The following is a 17040-nucleotide window of genomic DNA, read 5'->3' as shown; positions in this document are numbered from 1 at the left end:
GAAGGAGGCCGCTCGGCCGCGCGGGTTATTCTCCACAATGGAGGATGGGCAGAGTGAAGCAGCTACATGACGACCGTTGTTCCCTCACCGTGGACGGGGCACGGCGCGCGCTCGAGCGTCTGCTCGAACTGGCGGAGGCCACCGCGGGGTTCGCGGAGCGGGGGCTGGCCGCGCACGGCCTGTCCCGGGCGAGGGCATCGGTGTTGTGGGTGCTGCACCACCGGGGTCCCGTGACGCAGCGGGAGCTGTCCGACGCGGTGGGCGTGACCCCGCGGAACATCACGGGGTTGGTCGACGCGCTGGAAGCCGACGGCTACGCCGTCCGCCGGCGCCATCCGAACGACCGCCGAGCCATGCTCGTCTCCCTGACGGCCAAGGGAGCGGAGACGATGCGGGACGCCCAGTCCACCTACGACAAGGGCGCCCTGTCCGTGTTCTCCGACATGTCTCCGCGGGAGCTGGACGCGTTCCTGTCGATGGCGGGCGGCCTGATCGAGCGGGTCCGCGGGTGCACCTGCCATCTCGATCACGTCGGGCGGTGGGAGCCCAGCCCGGTGAGGGAGCGCACGGACAACTCGTCGTAGCTCTGCTGTTCGGCCTTCTCCCGGCTCAGCCTGCTGCCGACGAACGCGCACAGGAATCCGAACGGGATGGACACCAGACCCGGGTTCTCCAACGGGAACAGCTGGAAGTCGATGCCGGTCGGCAGCAGTGACAGGTTCTCTCCGGTGACCGGGTCGACCTTCCCGGAGACGACGGGGGACAGCAGCACCAGCAGGAAGCTGCTGCCGAGCCCGCCGTAGATGCCGGCCAGCGCCCCGGTCGCGGTGAACCTCTTCCAGAACAGCGACAGGACGATCGCGGGCAGGTTGGCCGAGGCGGCCATGGCGAAGGCCAGCGCCACCAGGAAGGCGACGTTCAGGTTCCGCGCCACCACCGCCAGCATGATCGCCAGCGAGCCGATGAGGAAGGCCGAGATCCGGGCGACCGCCACCTCCTGCGACTCGCGGGGCCGGCCCAGCATGAGCACGTGGCCGAAGTAGTCGTGCGCCAGTGAGGTGGAGGAGGCCAGCACCAGCCCGGAGACCACCGCGAGGATCGTCGCGAAGGCGACCGCGCCGATGAAGGCCAGCATCAGGTCGCCGCCGAGCCGCCCGCCCAGGTGGCTGCCCAGCTCGTGGGCGAGCTGCAGCGCCGCGGTGTTGCCCGCCGGGTCCTGCTCGGAGATGGCCTGCCGGCCGACCAGCGCCGCGGCGCCGAAGCCCAGCGCCAGCGTCATCAGGTAGAACACGCCGACCAGGCCGATGGCCCAGTTCACCGAGCGGCGGGCGGCCCGGGCGTCCGGGACGGTGAAGAACCGGCCGACGATGTGCGGCAGGCCCGCCGTGCCCAGGACCAGGGCGAGCGCCAGGCTGATGAAGTCGAGCTTGTTGAGGACGGTGCGGACGGCGTCGCCCTGCACGTCCCGCCCGTACCGTCCACCGGGCTGCAGGAACCCGGACGAGCCGCTGGCGTCCGCCGCCGCTCCCAGCATGGCGCTGAGGTTGAAGCCGAACCGGCCGAGCACCAGGGCGGTCAGCACGACGGTGCCGGCGATGAGCAGCACCGCCTTGATGATCTGCACCCAGGTGGTGGCCTTCATCCCGCCGAACATGACATAGAAGATCATCATGATGCCGACGACGACGATCGTGAGGATCTTCGCGGCCTCGGCGGACAGGCCGAGGAACGAGTCGCCGGGGCGGATGCCCAGCAGCAGCGAGACCAGCGCGCCCGCGCCGACCATCTGGGCCAGCAGGTAGAACACCGACACGGTGACCGTCGAGACGGCGGCCGCCGTCCGGACCTTCGGCTGGTTCCTGGCCCGGTACGACAGGACGTCCGCCATGGTGAAACGTCCCGCGTTGCGCATCAGCTCGACCAGCAGAAGGCTGAGCAGCCACGCCACCAGGAAGCCGATCGAGTACAGGAAGCCGTCGTACCCCGACAGCGCGATGAGCCCCGCGATGCCCAGGAACGACGCCGCCGACATGTAGTCGCCGGCGAGCGCCACCCCGTTCTGCGCGCCCGAGAACACCCGTCCGCCGGCGTAGAAGTCGTCGGCGCTGCGCGTGTTGGCGCGGGCCCAGAACGTGACGCCCAGCGTGATGGAGATGAAGACGACGAACAGCGCGAGTGTCAGGACCCGCCCGTCACCCGTGGTGGAGATCAAGGAAGCCTCCCGCCCGCGGCCTCGTCGGCCGCCGCGGCCCAGTCCTCCAGTCGCCGGCGCTCGGCCATCATCCGCGCGTACGCCTCCCGCCGGCGCTCCACCTCCTGCCGGATCTGGGCCGCCAGCGGATCCAGCCTCCACCGCGCGTAACACGAGTAGCCCAAGGCCAGCAGGAACGTCGAGACGAACTGCAGCATCCCGAGCACCAGCGCCACGTTGACGTTCCCGACCACCGGCCGCGCCATGAACTCCCGCGCGAACGCCGACAGCCCGATGTAGAGCAGATACCACCCGAGGAACAGCACGACCAGGACGGCGGTGAGCCGGCGGAACCGGCTCTTCAGCTTCCGGAACCTCCGGTCGCCGACGATGATGGAGCACTCATACCCGCCCACCCGTTCGTCTCCCCGCCGCGGTCGCGGCGCCGAGTATCCGGCCACTCCAGCCTCCCTGCCGCATAGCAGTGCGCAGCCATCTGACTCCGTATAGAGATCAAACGATAACTATGAGTACGCGCTTTTTCCCGGGAATACACGAACCCGCCACGCCGCCGGCCGGAGGATTCAGAGCCGGGGCAGCACCTGCGCGACCATCTGCTCCAGCCGCGAGGCCGCCATCGACCCCCCGAAGAACACCTTGATGGCCTGCACGAAGTACTGCAGGCCCCCCGGATAATCGAGGCAAGTCCGAAGAATCTGGTACACATCCGACCGAGCGTCGTGGTTCCGCGGGATCACCACCGCGATCGTCGGCGGCAGCACCTCCACCACCTGATCCCGCCCGCGCTCGGTGAGCATCGCGGGAATCCCCAACGCGCACTCCACCAGCTCGAAGAGCCCGGGCACCCCGATCTCCGCCCCGCCGAACGCCGTCTCCACCCGCCGGCCCGGATCCGAGACCGCCGTCGCCTCGGCGGACACCAGTTCCGCCTCATGCCGCGGTTCGAGCTCCCTCGTCCGGAGCATGGCGGGCACCGCCGCGCCGAATATCCGCACCCACCCCGAACACGCGGTCTCCTTCACCGCCACCGGGATCCGCCAGTAGTCCTTCGCGGAGATCAGTCCGGTGTCCCGCTCCACCACCTCCGCGTAGAACCGCTCCGACACGATGAGGCCCATCGTCGAACCCGTGTCCCGCACCAGCTCCTTGAAGGTCCCGGCTTCCAGGAGTCGGAACACGTGGTTGACCTCGGTCCCGACCAGCCCTTCTCCGTCGTGCACGGCCGTACCCAGATGTACCGCCACCCGCAGTTCGATCCGTGCGGCCTCACTCGCCAGTTCGTTGTACCGACCCAGGCCGGCCCGGATCCGGTCCACCACACCCGTGACCAGCGACGCCGGATCCCGTTCCGGGGGAACCGCCACCATCACCCCGTCCCCGCGGTCTTCCCGGTACACCTCGGAGAGCGGGATCGAAGACAGCTCGAAGCCGGTCTTCAGCAGTTCGTACAGTTGCTTCCGTATATGAGCCTGGACGATGTCCGTCCGTTTGGCGTCCCCATAGGACACCACGTCGCACACGAACAACGCACAGGTGCCAGACGGTCGCCAACCCTTCTTCGACTCCGCCACAGCCCACCCCTCCGCATGGTGACTCTCCTCCTCTGACTTTGCGGCTCTCCGGCCCGCGCAGCAGAGTCTCCTGACACAGTCAGAGACGAAATCAAAGTGGCGGCGGGGGAAGGAAGAACTCCACAGGGTCGCCTTGGCGGGCGGTTCGCACGATGGGATGGTTCGTGCCGAGGAGCCCGCCCAGCCGCTCGACGGGATCCGGCGCGGGGTCGAGGGGAAGCCCGGCGGCGATCCCGATCAGCCGGTGATTGTGCGCGCAGACCAAGGTGGCGGGGTGCCCCTCGCCGAGCCGTGCGGTCAACCGGGTGAGGGTTTCGGCGGATCGGGTCCGCGCTGCTTCCAGCTCTCCTCCGAGATACAGATCGAGGCCGAGGCCGAGGAAAGGGAACAACGAGTAGTAGGGGTCGGTGTACGAGACGTCCAGAGCCCGCTGATCGATCTCCAGGGCCTTCGGGACGTCCCCCAGGGCCCGGTGGACGATCGCCAGACCCGCGGCGCAGGCGCGAACGAACGGGTGCTCCTCGCCGAGGACGCCGAGCAGCCCGCTCCAGGCCTCCTGCTGGAGTCCGAGGGCCTCATGGGGACGTCCTGCCGACAACCGGACCCCCGCGAGGCACATTCGGGCGACAAACGTATTCGGGTGCTGCGTTCCGAAGCGCCGGGCATGGGCCTCGGCCGCGGACGAGGCGACCTGTTCCGCCTCTTCGTGCAGACCCGCTGCCCGCAGCGTCTCCGCATGGCTCATACGGGCATGGAGCACCAGGGGATGGTTCGCGGGAAGGGAAGGAGCGAAGTTCTGCAGACTTCTTCTCTGAAGCTCCAGCGCTTCGTTGTAACGCCCGAGTCCATGGAGGTCTCGTGCCAGTTGGTGGGTGACCCGGAAAAGGGTGCGGGGCCTGGAGGCGGGGGACTGCTCCAGGCGGTCGAGAACCTGTCTGTCGATGTCGTAGGCCTCGGGGAAATTGCCGAGCAGGCGGAGTCCCAAGGCGACGCCGTCGGCGGCGAGTAGTGCGGGGCCGACGCTGTCCTGCTCGAAGCGCCGCGCCATCTGCTGCCAGGTCTGGAGGTCGCGTTCGTAGGCCGCTCCGAACGCGCCGAGATGTCTGAGGCCGGCACCGTGCGCCAGCGCAGCGGACAGAGTGGTCGGGTCACCGGGCCCGTACACGGCTTCAGCACGTTCGTAGGTCTTCTTGCTCGCCTCCGCGGCGGCCCTGGTCTCGCCGGTCCCGCGCCGCACGTCGGCCATCAGGCAGTCGGCCCGCAGGACGAGGGGGTCATCGGGTCCATGGACGTTCCGCCACCGGTTCAGCGCACGGATCGCGAGGAACCGCGCGCCTTCGAGGTCACCGTCCTGAACCAGGGCCTCCGTCTGCCGTAGGACGGCTTCCCGGAGATCGGGGGCGGCCGCGTCGATCAGGCCGGAAGCCGCCACATGCGGAGTGATCAGAGACCGCTGCTCCCAGTCCTGTTCTTCGTCCGCCTCGACCCGGACGGCCTCGGCCAGGATCGCTTGGACGAATCCGTGCATGTACGGCCGGTACGGGGTGGGAATCCCTGTTTCCAGTAGGTGCCGGACGACCGGATCCGCCTGGAGGGTCTCCTTCTCGGGGTCGAACCGGGCGACCGAGGAGCGGCCGATCGTCTGCATCGTTTCCCGGAGCAGCGTCCTGTCGGAGATGAGGTCGGACACGTCCGCGGGTAGAGACGCGTTCCGGCCGAGGAACAGGAGTTGAGCGGTGACGGGTTCCGTGCCGAAGAAGGCCCAGAGATCGAAGAGGCGGCGAGCGCGTGGATGTTCCTCTCCGAGCCGCTCCAGGCCCAGACCCAGGGTGGCGGCCACTTGGGCGGAGACGTCCCCCGGAAGCGGATCGGGCAGGGACCGCAGGTGCCGGGCGAACAGCTCACGGTATTCCGCGGCGGTACGGCCGGTGGAGTTCTGCCACGTCGCGGCTTGCTCCAGTGCCAGAGGCAGGTCGCCCACCTGCTCGGCGAGACGGTCCGCCTCGCTTTCAGAAAGCTCCGGTATGCGCTGAAGGAGGTGATGAATGCTCTCGGCCCGCTCGAACACGTCCACTTTGAGCGCTGTCGTGAGTTCTTCCCAGCGCCGGTCGGTCGAAGTGACGAGGACGCTCCAGGACGGGACGGACAGGCGCAGCGGCGTCCCGTCGGAAGGTTCTTCCGAGAGGGGCAGCAGAGGGAGGAGTTCCTGAGGGGAGCGGGCGCCGTCGAAGACGAACAGCCAGCGGTGACGGCGCCGGTCCGGCTGGGGAGCCCGCTGCAGTTCGCGGGCGATCTCCCTGAGATCACCGCTCGGCGGGATCCGCAACCGTGCGGCCAGCTTGGCGAGCCTGCTCCGGACGATGTCCGGACGATCGGCGGGCAGCCAGCAGATGAGTTCGTACCGGCCGGCGGACCGGTAGGCGTGCTCCAGCGCGAGCTCCGACTTGCCTTCGCCGCCCGTTCCGTGTGGTGAACGGGGGAGAAGCGCGGTGACACCTCCGACCGGGATGTCTTCGAGGGAGCGCAGAAGCTCGCTCCTACCGGTGAAGTACGGGTTCCTCGGCGGGAGCGGACCGAAGAAACGGTCGTTCATGCCGAGGGGGAGCCGGGAGGCGATCTGCTTGGCGACCTTCGCGTAGCGTCCGCCCATCTTTCCCAGGGCCTCGGCGGCCACCTGCGCGAAGGCATGATCGGGAGGCAGGCCGGAGTCGTTCCGTTCGAGGACCTCCAGAAGAGCGGGGAAGTCCAGCGAGGAACCGAAGTTGTCTCTGACCGCGTTCCAGACGTTGCGGAGGACGCTCATCGTCTCGCTGCGGTGCAGACCGTCCAGCAGCAGAGGACGCACGCCGTCGTGGAATTCGTAGGCGAGATCGTAGGGGTTCGGGTCCTCAGGGGGGACGACGAGCCGCAGCAACCCGCTCAACTGGACCTCGGCGAGGTCCGCGGGCGTCGAGTCCGGCAGCATGGCGTACTGGACCAGGCGCATGACGGGTTGCCGTAGCGGGGCCGCGGCCAGGTAGCACGCGAGCTTGTACACGTGGGGGGACGTCGCCGCGCGGAAACGTGTGACCCGGTCGATCGATGTCAGGTCGGTCGGTTCGGGAGGCCTCCTCCTGTCGGCCAGGCCTCCGGTGAAGAGAGCGGCGCAGGGAAGCTCCCGACGCCCTTGGGCCACCATCAGGGCCCAGGGCTCGAGCCGGCGAGGGGAGAGGTCCAGGACCGGGACGGCGAGCCCGGACGGACGCTCCCGGGCGCCTTTCGGGAGTTCGACTCTGAGCCGGGAATTGGGGACGCCGGGCGCCGCAGAGGCGACCTTGATCCGGTGCATCGAGACCCCGCTGCGCCACCACAACCGTTCCGGCAGCGGTTGGACGATCGCGACCGGACCGCTCCCGCCCCAGAGGTCGAGCGGCTTCGCGATCCGTTCGTCCTGCCAGGCCGGGCCGAGACAGTCGCTGACCAGCAGGACGATACGGCGTCCGGCCGGATCGAGGAGTTCTTCCGGAGCACGTTCCGACCCGTCGCCGGACAGGAGGCGTGGGGCCCTCCTTCCGCTGGTGACCAGCCGCCAGAGCCGGATATCCCGGAACGCACCCAACTGTCGGAGTATTGAGTGGAATTCCTTTATGGTCTGCCGCCACATCGGCATGGAGGCGCTCTCGTCCACCACCAGCGCCAGTTCGAAGCGGCGCTCGGGCAGCGGGGCCAGCAATGGTTGCCAGAGGCCGGTCTCCGCGATCCGCTCGGCCGTTCGCCGCTCGTCCACCCCCGCCGAGGTCGAGGAGTCCGTCTTCAGGTGCAGAGGCCGTAGCGCACGGGCGATCGGGAGGGCGGAGGGAATCGCTTTGGGCGCGGGTACCCGGACGGCTCTGGAGGAAGGGATTTCGACACCGTCCGAGAGGAACAGCCCCATCTCCGGAGGCGAGGAGACCGGTGGGGGCCGGTCGGGAGGCGGCACAGGACCCGGTTTCCCCGGTGGCGGAGGAGCGGAGGAGCGTTCCGGAGGCGGCTCCGTGCGCGGAGGATCCTCTCCGACGGACGGTTTCGCCCGCGGGGCCGGCGGACCGAGGTGCTCGGCCAGCCAGAGGGCGTCCTGGATCTCCTCCGGGGTGAGTCGTGGGCTCAGGTCGCGGAGCGCTTCGAACAGCTTCTCGATCATGGAGAGTCCGGCGCGTTCAGTGGTCGGAGGATGCCGTCGATCAGGTCCTGGAGGTCCTCTCCCAGGGGGCGGCTGCCCGAAGCCGCGAGATAGATCGCGTTGAGCAGCTGGTCCGTGGCCAGGTCGGCGTTGCCCCGCCGTTCGAGGAACTGCCGGATGATCCCCTGGCTGCTCCGCAGGACCTCCTCTCCCAGATGCGCTTCGACGATCTTCGCGAGCTGCTCCTCGCCCGGCGGTTCGATGAAGAGCCTGACGCACCGCCGGAGGAAGGCGGGCGGGAACTCGCGCTCCCCGTTACTGGTGATCACGACTATGGGAAAGGAGGTGCACTGCACCATCCCCCGGGTGACGGGGACGCGGGCGCGGACGTCACCGCCGGAGACCATCACCCTGACGACCTCCTGCTCCTCCGGAAGGCGCTCCAGCTCGGGAATCCGGTAGCAGCCCTCCTCGAAGGCGTTGAGCAGGTCGTTCGGCAGATCGATGTCGCTCTTGTCCAGCTCGTCGATCAGCAGCACCCTGGGCCTTTCGGCGGGCAGCAGCGCCGTGCCCAGCGGCCCCAGCCGGATGTACCTTCCGATGTCGGACGAACTGTCGGAGCGCAGACCGCTTTCCTGCACCCGGCCGATCGCGTCGTATTCGTAAAGTCCCCGCTCCAAGGTGCTCTTGCTGTTGATCGGCCAGGTGAGGACCGGCTCCAGACCCAGTTCGAACGCGATGCTGTGGGCGAGCGTGGACTTCCCCGTGCCGGCCTTCCCCGTCACGAGCAGAGGTCGCCGCAGCAGTATCGCGGCGTTCACCTTGGCGATGACATGGTCTTCCGCCTGGTACGAGACGGCTCTTTCGAGGTCGTTGTGCCGGCGGCCTTCCGGAGTGGGTTCGAAACGGCGCCAGGGCGGGGGAGGCGGCAGGTCGTCGATTCCAGGATGCGGTGCGCCGTCGCCGCGGTATACCAGCCGGTTCTGTGTCTCTTCGATGGTCACGTGCTCTCCTGGCTCAGTTCGGAGGCTGGAGCCGCAGATACGGCTCGGGCAGCCGGTCGGCGTCCTCGAAGAGGAGCGTCAGATGGTTGCCCGGATGCTGGGGGGAGCCCGCCTGCACGGCCTTGAGGCGCAGTTCGCGGATCTGCTGCGGAAGCGACATCAGGTCGGAGGACAGGAAGCCGCCGAGGTCGGCGACGAACCGGTCGGGGTCGGTCTCCCGCCGGCTCCAGAGGGCGATCGGGATCCCCGCCTGGAACCCGATCTCCAGTTCGTCGGCGGCCTCCGCGTCCTCACGCGGCGGGAAGGCCAGGGCGAGGCATACGTTCGACCTCTCGCAGAGCACGGCGTAGAGCCATTCGTCGTCGCACTCGCCGGGAACCCTGACCCAGGTGGTGTCCCCGCTGCCGGAGTTCCCGGTGAGCCAGCTCCACTTCCCCTGCCAGCTGTGCCGCAGCTGGTGGTCCCGCATGCGTTCGAGGCTGCGGACCACGATCGGGTAGTCGATCCCGAGACGGCGGCGCAACTTGCCGGACGTGTAGCGGTACTGGTCGACGGGGATGCTGATCAACTGCCGCGGAAGCACGAATTCGACGGTCAACTCGGGCACGTAGCGGTTGACCACCTGAGTCTTGCGGACGAGCAGGGTCTCGACGAGTTCGGGGAGCTCGTCGAGGGAACGCGGTAGTTCCTCCCGGAGCAGCGGGATTCCCGGCTCGTCCCGGTACTGCAACCAGGCAGAGGCGAGGAAACCATCCGGATCGGCACTGTCCGGACGGCATTCGATGACGAGGTAGGCCCGGTCCGCGGCCTCCGCGTGACCTGGCCGCGGCAGGACGGGAAGGGCGCGGCCCGAGGAGGGGAGGCCGAGCCGGCCGGCGAACCGCTCGATCCAGACGCGCAGTTCCCCGGCGACGGGTTCGCGTGCCCGGCTCGCCAGCGGTTCGACGAACTTCAGCAGCGGCGGGGCCTCGTCGCCGGAGAACGGCAGGTCCTCCAGTTCGGCCAGAACGTCCTTGAGCCCCTCCACCGGTCTCTCCAGCAGGGGGCCGGTGGGTCCCACCGCCTCCCGGTAGAGCAGGGGCGTCATGGAGAGCACGTCGGGATCGGCGGCGCCGTTCTCCAGCGCGTCGGTGAGCTGGTAGAGGTCTCGTCTCTCCCCGGGGAGGAGCAGCGGCTCCGGCAGCAGCTCCATGACCAGGTCGCGGACGGCTCGGACCGAGTTGCTGCCGGGATGGAAACGCTCGACCACTCCGACCAGGATCTGGAGGGCCCCCGGGTGGGAGAGGCACGCGATGACGATCTCCCGTATGTCGTACAGGTCCATGTCCTGGCGGAGAATGGGGAGGACGCGGCCGAATTCCTGGTGGAGATCGAAGAGGCAGGCGTCCCGCGTACGGCGCCTTCGCATCGCGTCGACCCGCAGAAAGGCCATCGTCAATTGATGTACCTCGGCGGGACTCAACGGCAGCGACACCGGACAGCCTCCGAACTCATCCGTTGACGGCTTTGACGTCAGAGCCCCATGACCCCGTTGTCAGATTACTTGGGAGGGCGCAGCCGTTGCTGGAGAGACGAAAGGGGCGCTGACCGGTTCCGGCCGTCGGTCATGGCTCTCTGCGAAGCCTTGCCGGGAGTTCTCCGGCTCCCGTGGCCATCGGCTTCGGCGCGGGTTCCAACTCGCGGTGCGGCGACGTCTGGGGGAGCCTCGGGTTCTTCTTCCCGGTGTTCCGTATCCCGTCCCGTATGGCGGAGGTCGCTGCCCGACATTTATCGTGGATGGATTTCCGTTTCACCAGGACGACCGTCAGGGCCATGACGGTGGCGGTGATCGTCAGGATCCGCCGGGGTTCCATGCAGTCGACGGCGTATCCGGCGATCAGGGCGCCGAGGGCGGTGGCGCTGCCGGTGACGAACTTGCCGATGCTGATGACCCTGCCGAGGCGCTCTTCGGCTATCTCGGCCGTCTGATGGCATCTGAGCGCGATGTTGATGTAGGCGCCCACCGCACTGAACATGCCCCAGAACACCAGTCCCAGAGCGGGAGAAGGGGACACGTAGACGAAGAGCATGAGCGCCGCCCAGACCACGAAGCCGATGGTCGTCGTCCTCCTGGCATTTTCTCCTTCGGGAGTGAGCCACTTCGCGGTGACGAAGGACCCGAGGATGCCGAAGGAGCCGGAACTCGCCAGCAGGAGGCCGATCTCCGTACTGGAGTATCCCGCCTTCCTGGCCTCCACCAGGAGCAGCAGGTTGACCGCCTGGAGGAGGAGATTGGCCGTGGCGCAGACCGCGAGGACCTGACGGAGGTAGACATCCCCTCGGATCTCCTGCCAGACCTCCGATATCTGGTGGTACGAAAATTTCTGTGGTCGGTGGTGATGGTCGGGTAGGGGCTCCGCGCGCCTGATCGGCCCCATGGAGACGAGGGTGATCAGCGTCATGAACGAGGTGACCGCTTCGAAGACATAGGGAAGAGCGTGGTGGATGCCGAAGATATATCCGCCGAGAGATCGTCCCGCCACCTGGGATATATGCCCTCGGGCCTCATCCTGCGCGGCCGCCGAGTTCCTTTCCTTTTCGGGGACCATTCTGCGGACGGAGGTCACTTCGGCGAGAGAGTAGACGGTGGTGCACGCACCGTTGATGGTCACCGCGACGAGCAGAAAGATATGGGGGACGTCGGAGCAGAAGAGGCTGATGGAGAAGATCAGGGCCGAGAGTAGGCGGATCGCCTGGCTCAGCGCCATCAGTCTCCGTCTGCGACGTATCCGGTCGACCAGGAAACCCGCCGGTAGTTGGAGGAGTACGCCGGGCAGTGTTCCGGCGACGGCCACCCAGCCCGCGAAGACGGCGGATCCGCTCAACGTCAGGGCCAGCAGTGGGCTGGCGACGGCCGCGGTCGTCGTCCCCAGTTGCGATATGACCGACCCCGACCAGAGGTAGGCGAAGCTCTGCTGCCATTCGATTTCCTTGTCGGCGGGGTTCAACCGGCTGAGGATTTCAGACAGCAAGCTTCCCCCCGGCGACATAACTAAAAAGCGCCGGTAGTGTGCTCACGCGAAGTTCGACCGGCTTGGCTCAATGCTCCTGGACAGCACGGAACCCGTATGCCTCGAGGCGGGATCGCGGGGTTGCGTGGCGGCGCGAGCCGTCCAAATGTTAGCGGAAATTCTTTCCGGGCGAGGTATTGATCTTGTTATCTTTCGTGCTGCGAATTGCATCCCTGGGCGGAGTGGTAAGCAATGGCACCTATATCCCCTTCTCGGTCATTTCTGTCCTGCGGGGCGGTCATGGGGGAATCGGGAATCACCGGTCCTGCGGAGCGCGATCGGCGAACTGCGCAGCGTTCGGTTCCCGGGGAAGTCAGGGCTGGGTTCCTCCCGCACCCGCATCGATCCGGTCCCGACCCTGGAGGGAATCGTCCTCACCCAGGCGGGCGCGGATCTCGCCGCGGACGCGCAGCGCCTCCAGATTGCTCCGGTCCTCGATCAGCGCCTCGTTCAACACGGCCAGCGCGGCCCGGGGCTGCCCGGTCTGCCAGAGGGCCTGCCCCAGAGCCGTCAGCACGTGAGAGTCATGGGGAAGGCGGGAGACCGCGGCGTGGAGCTTCGGAAGCGCCGCCGGCGGATCGGCCTTCAACGACAGGCGTCCGTCAGCGGAAAGGAGATGACCCACCAGGTCCGTGTTCTGCAGGGCTTCGAACATGCCGGCGGCGGCCTCGTACCGCTCTCTCGCCTTCTTGAGATCTCCGGTCGCGTAGGCCAGATCGCCCAGAAGGCATTCGGCCTGCGCTTTGATCTCCAGATCCTGGGGGCGGCATATCCGGGTGACGCCTTCCACGTGATTGCGGGAGAGCCGGAAATCCCCTGACCAGAAGGCCGCCGCCGCTTCGCGCAGCAGCCCGGCGGCGTCGGGTCCGCGCATCGGGACCTGACTCACGGGGAAGGCCCGGACCGCCTCCCTGAGCCTCGGATGCTGGATTTCGTGGTCGGGGCCGCAGGGATCGCTCCTGGTTCTGATCAGCCACCTGTCCTCGAGCGCGCGGAGTACCTCCGCGGCGGGCGGAGCCTCTTCGGGATGGTCCGGCCGCTCGGATCCGATGAAGGCGTCGCGGAACCACGCCTCCAGTCTGCGGCGCGGCAACTGGTGATCGGCGGCGACCACGGCGAGCGTCCGCTGGACGTGTTCACCGAGCACCCGGTTGACCTCGTCGGCGAGGATCTCGGGGATCCGCGGCGGTTCGGGGGCGAGGCGGGCGCAGGCGAGCCCGAACAGGCTCGGCTCGACGTCGGGTGCGCGGATCTCCTTCTCTCCGGAAGCACGGATGGTCCGCAGCTCTTCGGCGAGGAGGCGGTGCCAGTCGTGCGCGTCGAAGAGGTCCGGGCGCAGGGCGGTCAGCTGGAAGTCCCCGGTGGGGACGTCCAGCGCCCGGAGCCTCTCGGAGAAGGCTCGGGCCTCGTGTCGCTGGGCCGTCCGCAGGACCAGCAGCAGTCTCAGATGGGGTTGGCTGCGCAGGGTGTCGAAGAGGTCGTCCAGGAATCGGAGGCGCTGCTCTTCCAGTTCCGGATACCTGTCCGTCGGGAATTTCCGGAAGAGGGTCTCCGCCTGGTCGATGCAGAGATGGGTGCGGGAGGGGTGGCCGAACCTGTCATGCCGCAGCCGCCGTTCCAGGAAACGCCGGATCGACGACTCCGACAGCCGTGCCGGTGACTCGTCCGGCGACCAGGAGGACAGCAGGGGGAAGGCGAAGTGGTTCTGCGGAGGGAGCGCGGCCAGTGGGAAGGCGACGTGGTGGGTCAACCGGCCCACCGGCAGCACCAATTCGCCGGCCCCTTCGATCGCGGGGACCACCCCGGAGTGGAGCAGCGTGCTCTTGCCCACGCCGGGATGCCCGCTCAGGATGGTCAGCCGGTTGTTCGTCCAGAGATGGCCGACCTCCTCGATCTCCTGTCGTCTGGTGTGACGGACCGTCGCCGGTCGCGCCGGTTCGTGATCGCTGCGGGAGGGAGGAAAGGGATTCGACACTCGGGCCATCCAGGTTTGGACGCGATATCGCGGTGGCCATCCGTGGAACTCGGTGTTCGGTTGGCTCATGGAACCCGGAAAGGTTCCGATCCTGGCAGCGTAATACACGATTGCAGGCTGTCGGCCAGAGTCGGAGTGCTCAGTGCCGTATGACACTCCGATCTTCGGATGTGATTGCAGGGGCGAATGGGGTCAGCACTTGTTGTCGAAGCTGCGGATGCTGACGAGAGGACTGCGGAGCAGTCGGTCGAGGGCGGAGTCTCCGTTGGGCTCGATGCCGTCGATGTTGATGGGGAACTCGTCCTGAAAGCGTTCTTGGGGCTTCACGTCTCCTCCAAGACGGAGTGGTCAAGGCCTTGATTCTGTCAGAAAAAGATCGCCGTAACCAGCTGGTCACTCGGAGAAAAATCTTCTAGAATCTACTTTCTTCCTTGCTCTGTGTCGTGTGACGCGATGTGCTGGATGAATGTCATTGCACCGTTCTCGTACTGGATGAAAAGGCGAGAACAGAGGTAGCTTGAACTTCTCATCGCCTGGTCGCAATGCCTCGGAGGCGGGTATGGAGAACGCAGACCCCATGGGGACGGCAAGGAAAGTTCCCGAGGTCTGGGGGAAGGTTCCTCCGCGTAACAAGAATTTCACGGGCCGTGAAGACCTGTTGGCGGCATTGCACAAGGGGATTTCGGGAAGGCCCACGGCGGTCGTCCCCCATGCTTTGCACGGTTTCGGCGGTGTGGGCAAGACCCAGATGGCCGTCGAGTACGCCTACCGCTACGGACACGAGTACGACCTGGTGTGGTGGATCCCGGCGGACCAGCCCGTGCTGGTGCGTTCCTCCCTGGCCGGTCTCGCCCCCCACCTCAACGTGCCCTCGGCGAGCACGAGCGGTGTCGAGGAGGCGGCTAATGCGGTGCTCGACGCGCTGCGCAAGGGCGAGCCCTACGCCCGATGGCTTTTGATCTTCGACAACGCGGATCAGCCGGAGGACATCAACACCCTTCTGCCCCAGGGCAGCGGCCACGTGCTGATCACCTCGCGGAACCACCGGTGGGAGAGCGTCGTGGCCACGTTCCCCATCGACGTCTTCGACCGCAGGGAGAGCGTGGAGTTCCTGACCAGACGGGTGCCCAGGGGAATCAGTGAGAGCGAGGCCGACCGGCTCGCCCACGAGCTGGGGGACCTGCCGCTGGCGCTGGAGCAGGCCGGCGCGTTGCAGGCGGAGACGGGCATGGGGGTGGAGGAGTACCTGGGCCTGCTGGAGGCCGAGACCCAGCAGTTGTTGTCGCAGGGGAAGCCCACCGAGTATCCGCTCTCGATGACGGCGGCCTGGGCGATCTCGGTGGCGAGGCTGAAGGAGAGGCTGCCCGAGGCGATCTCCCTGCTGCGCTGCTGTGCCTTCTTCGGGCCGGAGCCCATCCCCCGAGACGCCTTCACCAGGGTGGGCCCGGAGGCCATGGCCCAACTGAGCCCGGAGCTGGGGAAGCTGCTCGCCAACCCGATCATGCTGAGCAAGGTGATCGGCGAACTGGGCCGGTACGCGCTGGCGAAACTCGACACTCCCGCGCGCACCATTCAGATTCACCGGCTGATCCAGGCGCTGCTGCGCGAGGACCGCGATGCCGGCCAGCAGGCCACCCTGCGACACGAGGTCCATGTCCTGCTGGCCAGTTACGCTCCCGAACTACCTTCGGACGCCACCAACTGGGAGAAGTTCGGTCATCTGTTGGGGCACATGGAACCCGCCAGGGTCGCCGAGTGCGCGGAACCCGCGGTGCGCGAGATGGCATTGCGCGTCGTGCGCTTCCTCTTCTCCTCAGGTGACTACGGATACGCTCGGATCTTCGTGCGGCGGTTTCTGGAAGAGTGGGCGAGGCAGTCAGGCGAACTGCACCCCGATGTCTTCAGCATGGCTTTGGAGTATGCCAACGTCCGGCGTGAGCTGGGCGAATACAAGGAGGTCGCGGAGTACAACGCCGAGATGCTCCAGAAGGCGGAGGCGGCCCTCGGCGCGAATAACGCGATCACGCTGCGCTTTTTGAGGGGGGTTTCCGCCGACTTGAGAGGAGCCGGAGACTTCCAGGAAGCACGGCGAAGGGGAGAGGAGTCCGTACGCAGAGCCGAGCTCAATTTCGGCCCGGATGACCCCTTCACGCTGCGCGCGCTCAACAATCTCGGACTGGACTACGGTCTCAGCAGCGACTACCAAGAAGCCAAGAATCTGCACATGAGGGCCTTCCAGGGGCTGGTGGTGCACGATGTGGTGGACACCACCGTCAACGCCTGGACGGGGCTGGCCCGGGCCGTCCGGTTGTGCGGGGACTACTCGGAGGCCACCGATCTGGGGGAGGACGCCTACGCCTACGCGCTGGAGACCCTCGGCCCGGACCATTCCTGGACGCTGCGGACGGCCAAGGACCTGTCGATCGCGTGGCGAAGGGTCGGGGACTTCGAGCGCGCCTATGAACTGGCCGACCTCGCGCACTCGAAATTCATGAGGTCCTTCGGCATCGATCACCCCGACACCTTGGCGGCCGCGATGTGCCTGGCCAACATCCGCCGGACGGTGGGGGAGAAGGAGTCGGCGCTGGAACTGGCTGCCGACACGGTGCGCAGGTATCCGAGGGTGTACGGCGAGGAACACCCGTACAACCACGGTTGTGTGGGAAATCTGGCGATCATGCGCCGGGTCATGGGTGACCCGGAGGAGGCGCGCAGGCTGAACGAGGGGGCGCTGGCCGGGCTGGAACGGAAGCTCGGCAAGGACCACCACTACACGTTGACCGTCGCGTCCAACCTCGCCAGCGACCTGGCCGAGCTCGGGGAGACCGGGGAAGCGGTCCGGCGCGGGGAGGACACCCTGGGAAGGCTGAGGGAGGTACTCGGCGGACGGCACCCTCTGGTGCTGGCCTGCGCCGCCAACCTCACCGCTGACCTCCGGGCCGTGGGGAGGCGCGGGGAGGCGGACAAGCTCTTCCAGGAGACGAAAGAGGCGTACGCCCAGACCCTCGGCTTGGAGCACCCGGACGCCAAGGTCTTCCTGGAGGGAAGGCACCTGGACGCGGACTTCGACCCGCCGCCCATTTAAGGCCG

General features: G+C 67.4%; 11 protein-coding genes. 2 read left to right on the top strand and 9 right to left on the bottom strand.

Annotated elements, in window-relative coordinates:
* Positions 1–53: 53 nt before the first annotated feature.
* Positions 54–584 carry a MarR family transcriptional regulator gene (locus ABGB12_RS21910; protein WP_347680796.1) on the top strand — a complete coding sequence of 177 codons (531 nt, stop codon included), beginning with the start codon at positions 54–56 and terminating at the stop codon, positions 582–584.
* Here the strand turns inward: ABGB12_RS21910 and ABGB12_RS21905 are convergent.
* The 9 genes from ABGB12_RS21905 to ABGB12_RS21865 form a co-directional block, all read right to left on the bottom strand.
* Positions 527–2212, bottom strand: a complete 1686-nt coding sequence (locus ABGB12_RS21905; protein ID WP_347680794.1) for a cation acetate symporter — start codon at positions 2210–2212, stop codon at positions 527–529. The two genes, ABGB12_RS21910 and ABGB12_RS21905, sit on opposite strands and share 58 nt — an antisense overlap.
* On the bottom strand, positions 2209–2607 hold the full coding sequence (locus ABGB12_RS21900; protein ID WP_347680792.1) for a DUF485 domain-containing protein: 399 nt from the start codon (positions 2605–2607) through the stop codon (positions 2209–2211). Before ABGB12_RS21900 ends, ABGB12_RS21905 begins: the two co-directional genes overlap by 4 nt.
* A 168-nt stretch (positions 2608–2775) precedes the next feature.
* Positions 2776–3723 carry a hypothetical protein gene (locus ABGB12_RS21895; RefSeq protein ID WP_347680790.1) on the bottom strand — a complete coding sequence of 316 codons (948 nt, stop codon included), beginning with the start codon at positions 3721–3723 and terminating at the stop codon, positions 2776–2778.
* Between the two features lie 151 nt (positions 3724–3874).
* Complete coding sequence (fxsT, locus tag ABGB12_RS21890) at positions 3875–7942, bottom strand: FxSxx-COOH system tetratricopeptide repeat protein (protein WP_347680788.1); 4068 nt, start codon at positions 7940–7942, stop codon at positions 3875–3877.
* Positions 7939–8925, bottom strand: a complete 987-nt coding sequence (locus ABGB12_RS21885; protein ID WP_347680786.1) for a MoxR family ATPase — start codon at positions 8923–8925, stop codon at positions 7939–7941. Before ABGB12_RS21885 ends, fxsT (ABGB12_RS21890) begins: the two co-directional genes overlap by 4 nt.
* Positions 8926–8938: 13 nt before the next feature.
* Entirely contained in the window at positions 8939–10357 is a 1419-nt protein-coding gene (locus ABGB12_RS21880; RefSeq protein ID WP_347680784.1) for a hypothetical protein, read from the bottom strand.
* A gap of 172 nt (positions 10358–10529) precedes the next feature.
* A complete protein-coding gene (locus tag ABGB12_RS21875) occupies positions 10530–11936 on the bottom strand; it encodes an MFS transporter (RefSeq protein ID WP_347680782.1) in 1407 nt (468 codons plus the stop codon).
* A 352-nt stretch (positions 11937–12288) separates the two neighbouring features.
* Complete coding sequence (locus tag ABGB12_RS21870; RefSeq protein ID WP_347680780.1) at positions 12289–13950, bottom strand: tetratricopeptide repeat protein; 1662 nt, start codon at positions 13948–13950, stop codon at positions 12289–12291.
* Between the two features lie 192 nt (positions 13951–14142).
* Entirely contained in the window at positions 14143–14277 is a 135-nt protein-coding gene (locus ABGB12_RS21865) for a hypothetical protein (protein WP_347680778.1), read from the bottom strand.
* Positions 14278–14509: 232 nt separating this feature from the next.
* Between ABGB12_RS21865 and fxsT (ABGB12_RS21860) the strand changes: the two genes are divergently transcribed.
* Positions 14510–17035 carry an FxSxx-COOH system tetratricopeptide repeat protein gene (gene fxsT, locus ABGB12_RS21860; RefSeq protein WP_347680776.1) on the top strand — a complete coding sequence of 842 codons (2526 nt, stop codon included), beginning with the start codon at positions 14510–14512 and terminating at the stop codon, positions 17033–17035.
* Positions 17036–17040: the final 5 nt, after the last annotated feature.

This window comes from Actinocorallia sp. B10E7 (genome assembly GCF_039871655.1).
Lineage (GTDB): Bacteria > Actinomycetota > Actinomycetes > Streptosporangiales > Streptosporangiaceae > Actinocorallia.
Note: the sequence above shows the minus strand (reverse complement) of the source record. Positions and strands in the feature narration are given on the sequence as shown.

Coding starts and splice junctions, on each gene's coding strand:
- ABGB12_RS21880 (WP_347680784.1), bottom strand. CDS start 10,357: ATGGCCTTTCTGCGGGTCGACGCGATGCGAAGGCGCCGTACGCGGGAC.
- fxsT (WP_347680788.1), bottom strand. CDS start 7,942: ATGATCGAGAAGCTGTTCGAAGCGCTCCGCGACCTGAGCCCACGACTC.
- fxsT (WP_347680776.1), top strand. CDS start 14,510: ATGGAGAACGCAGACCCCATGGGGACGGCAAGGAAAGTTCCCGAGGTC.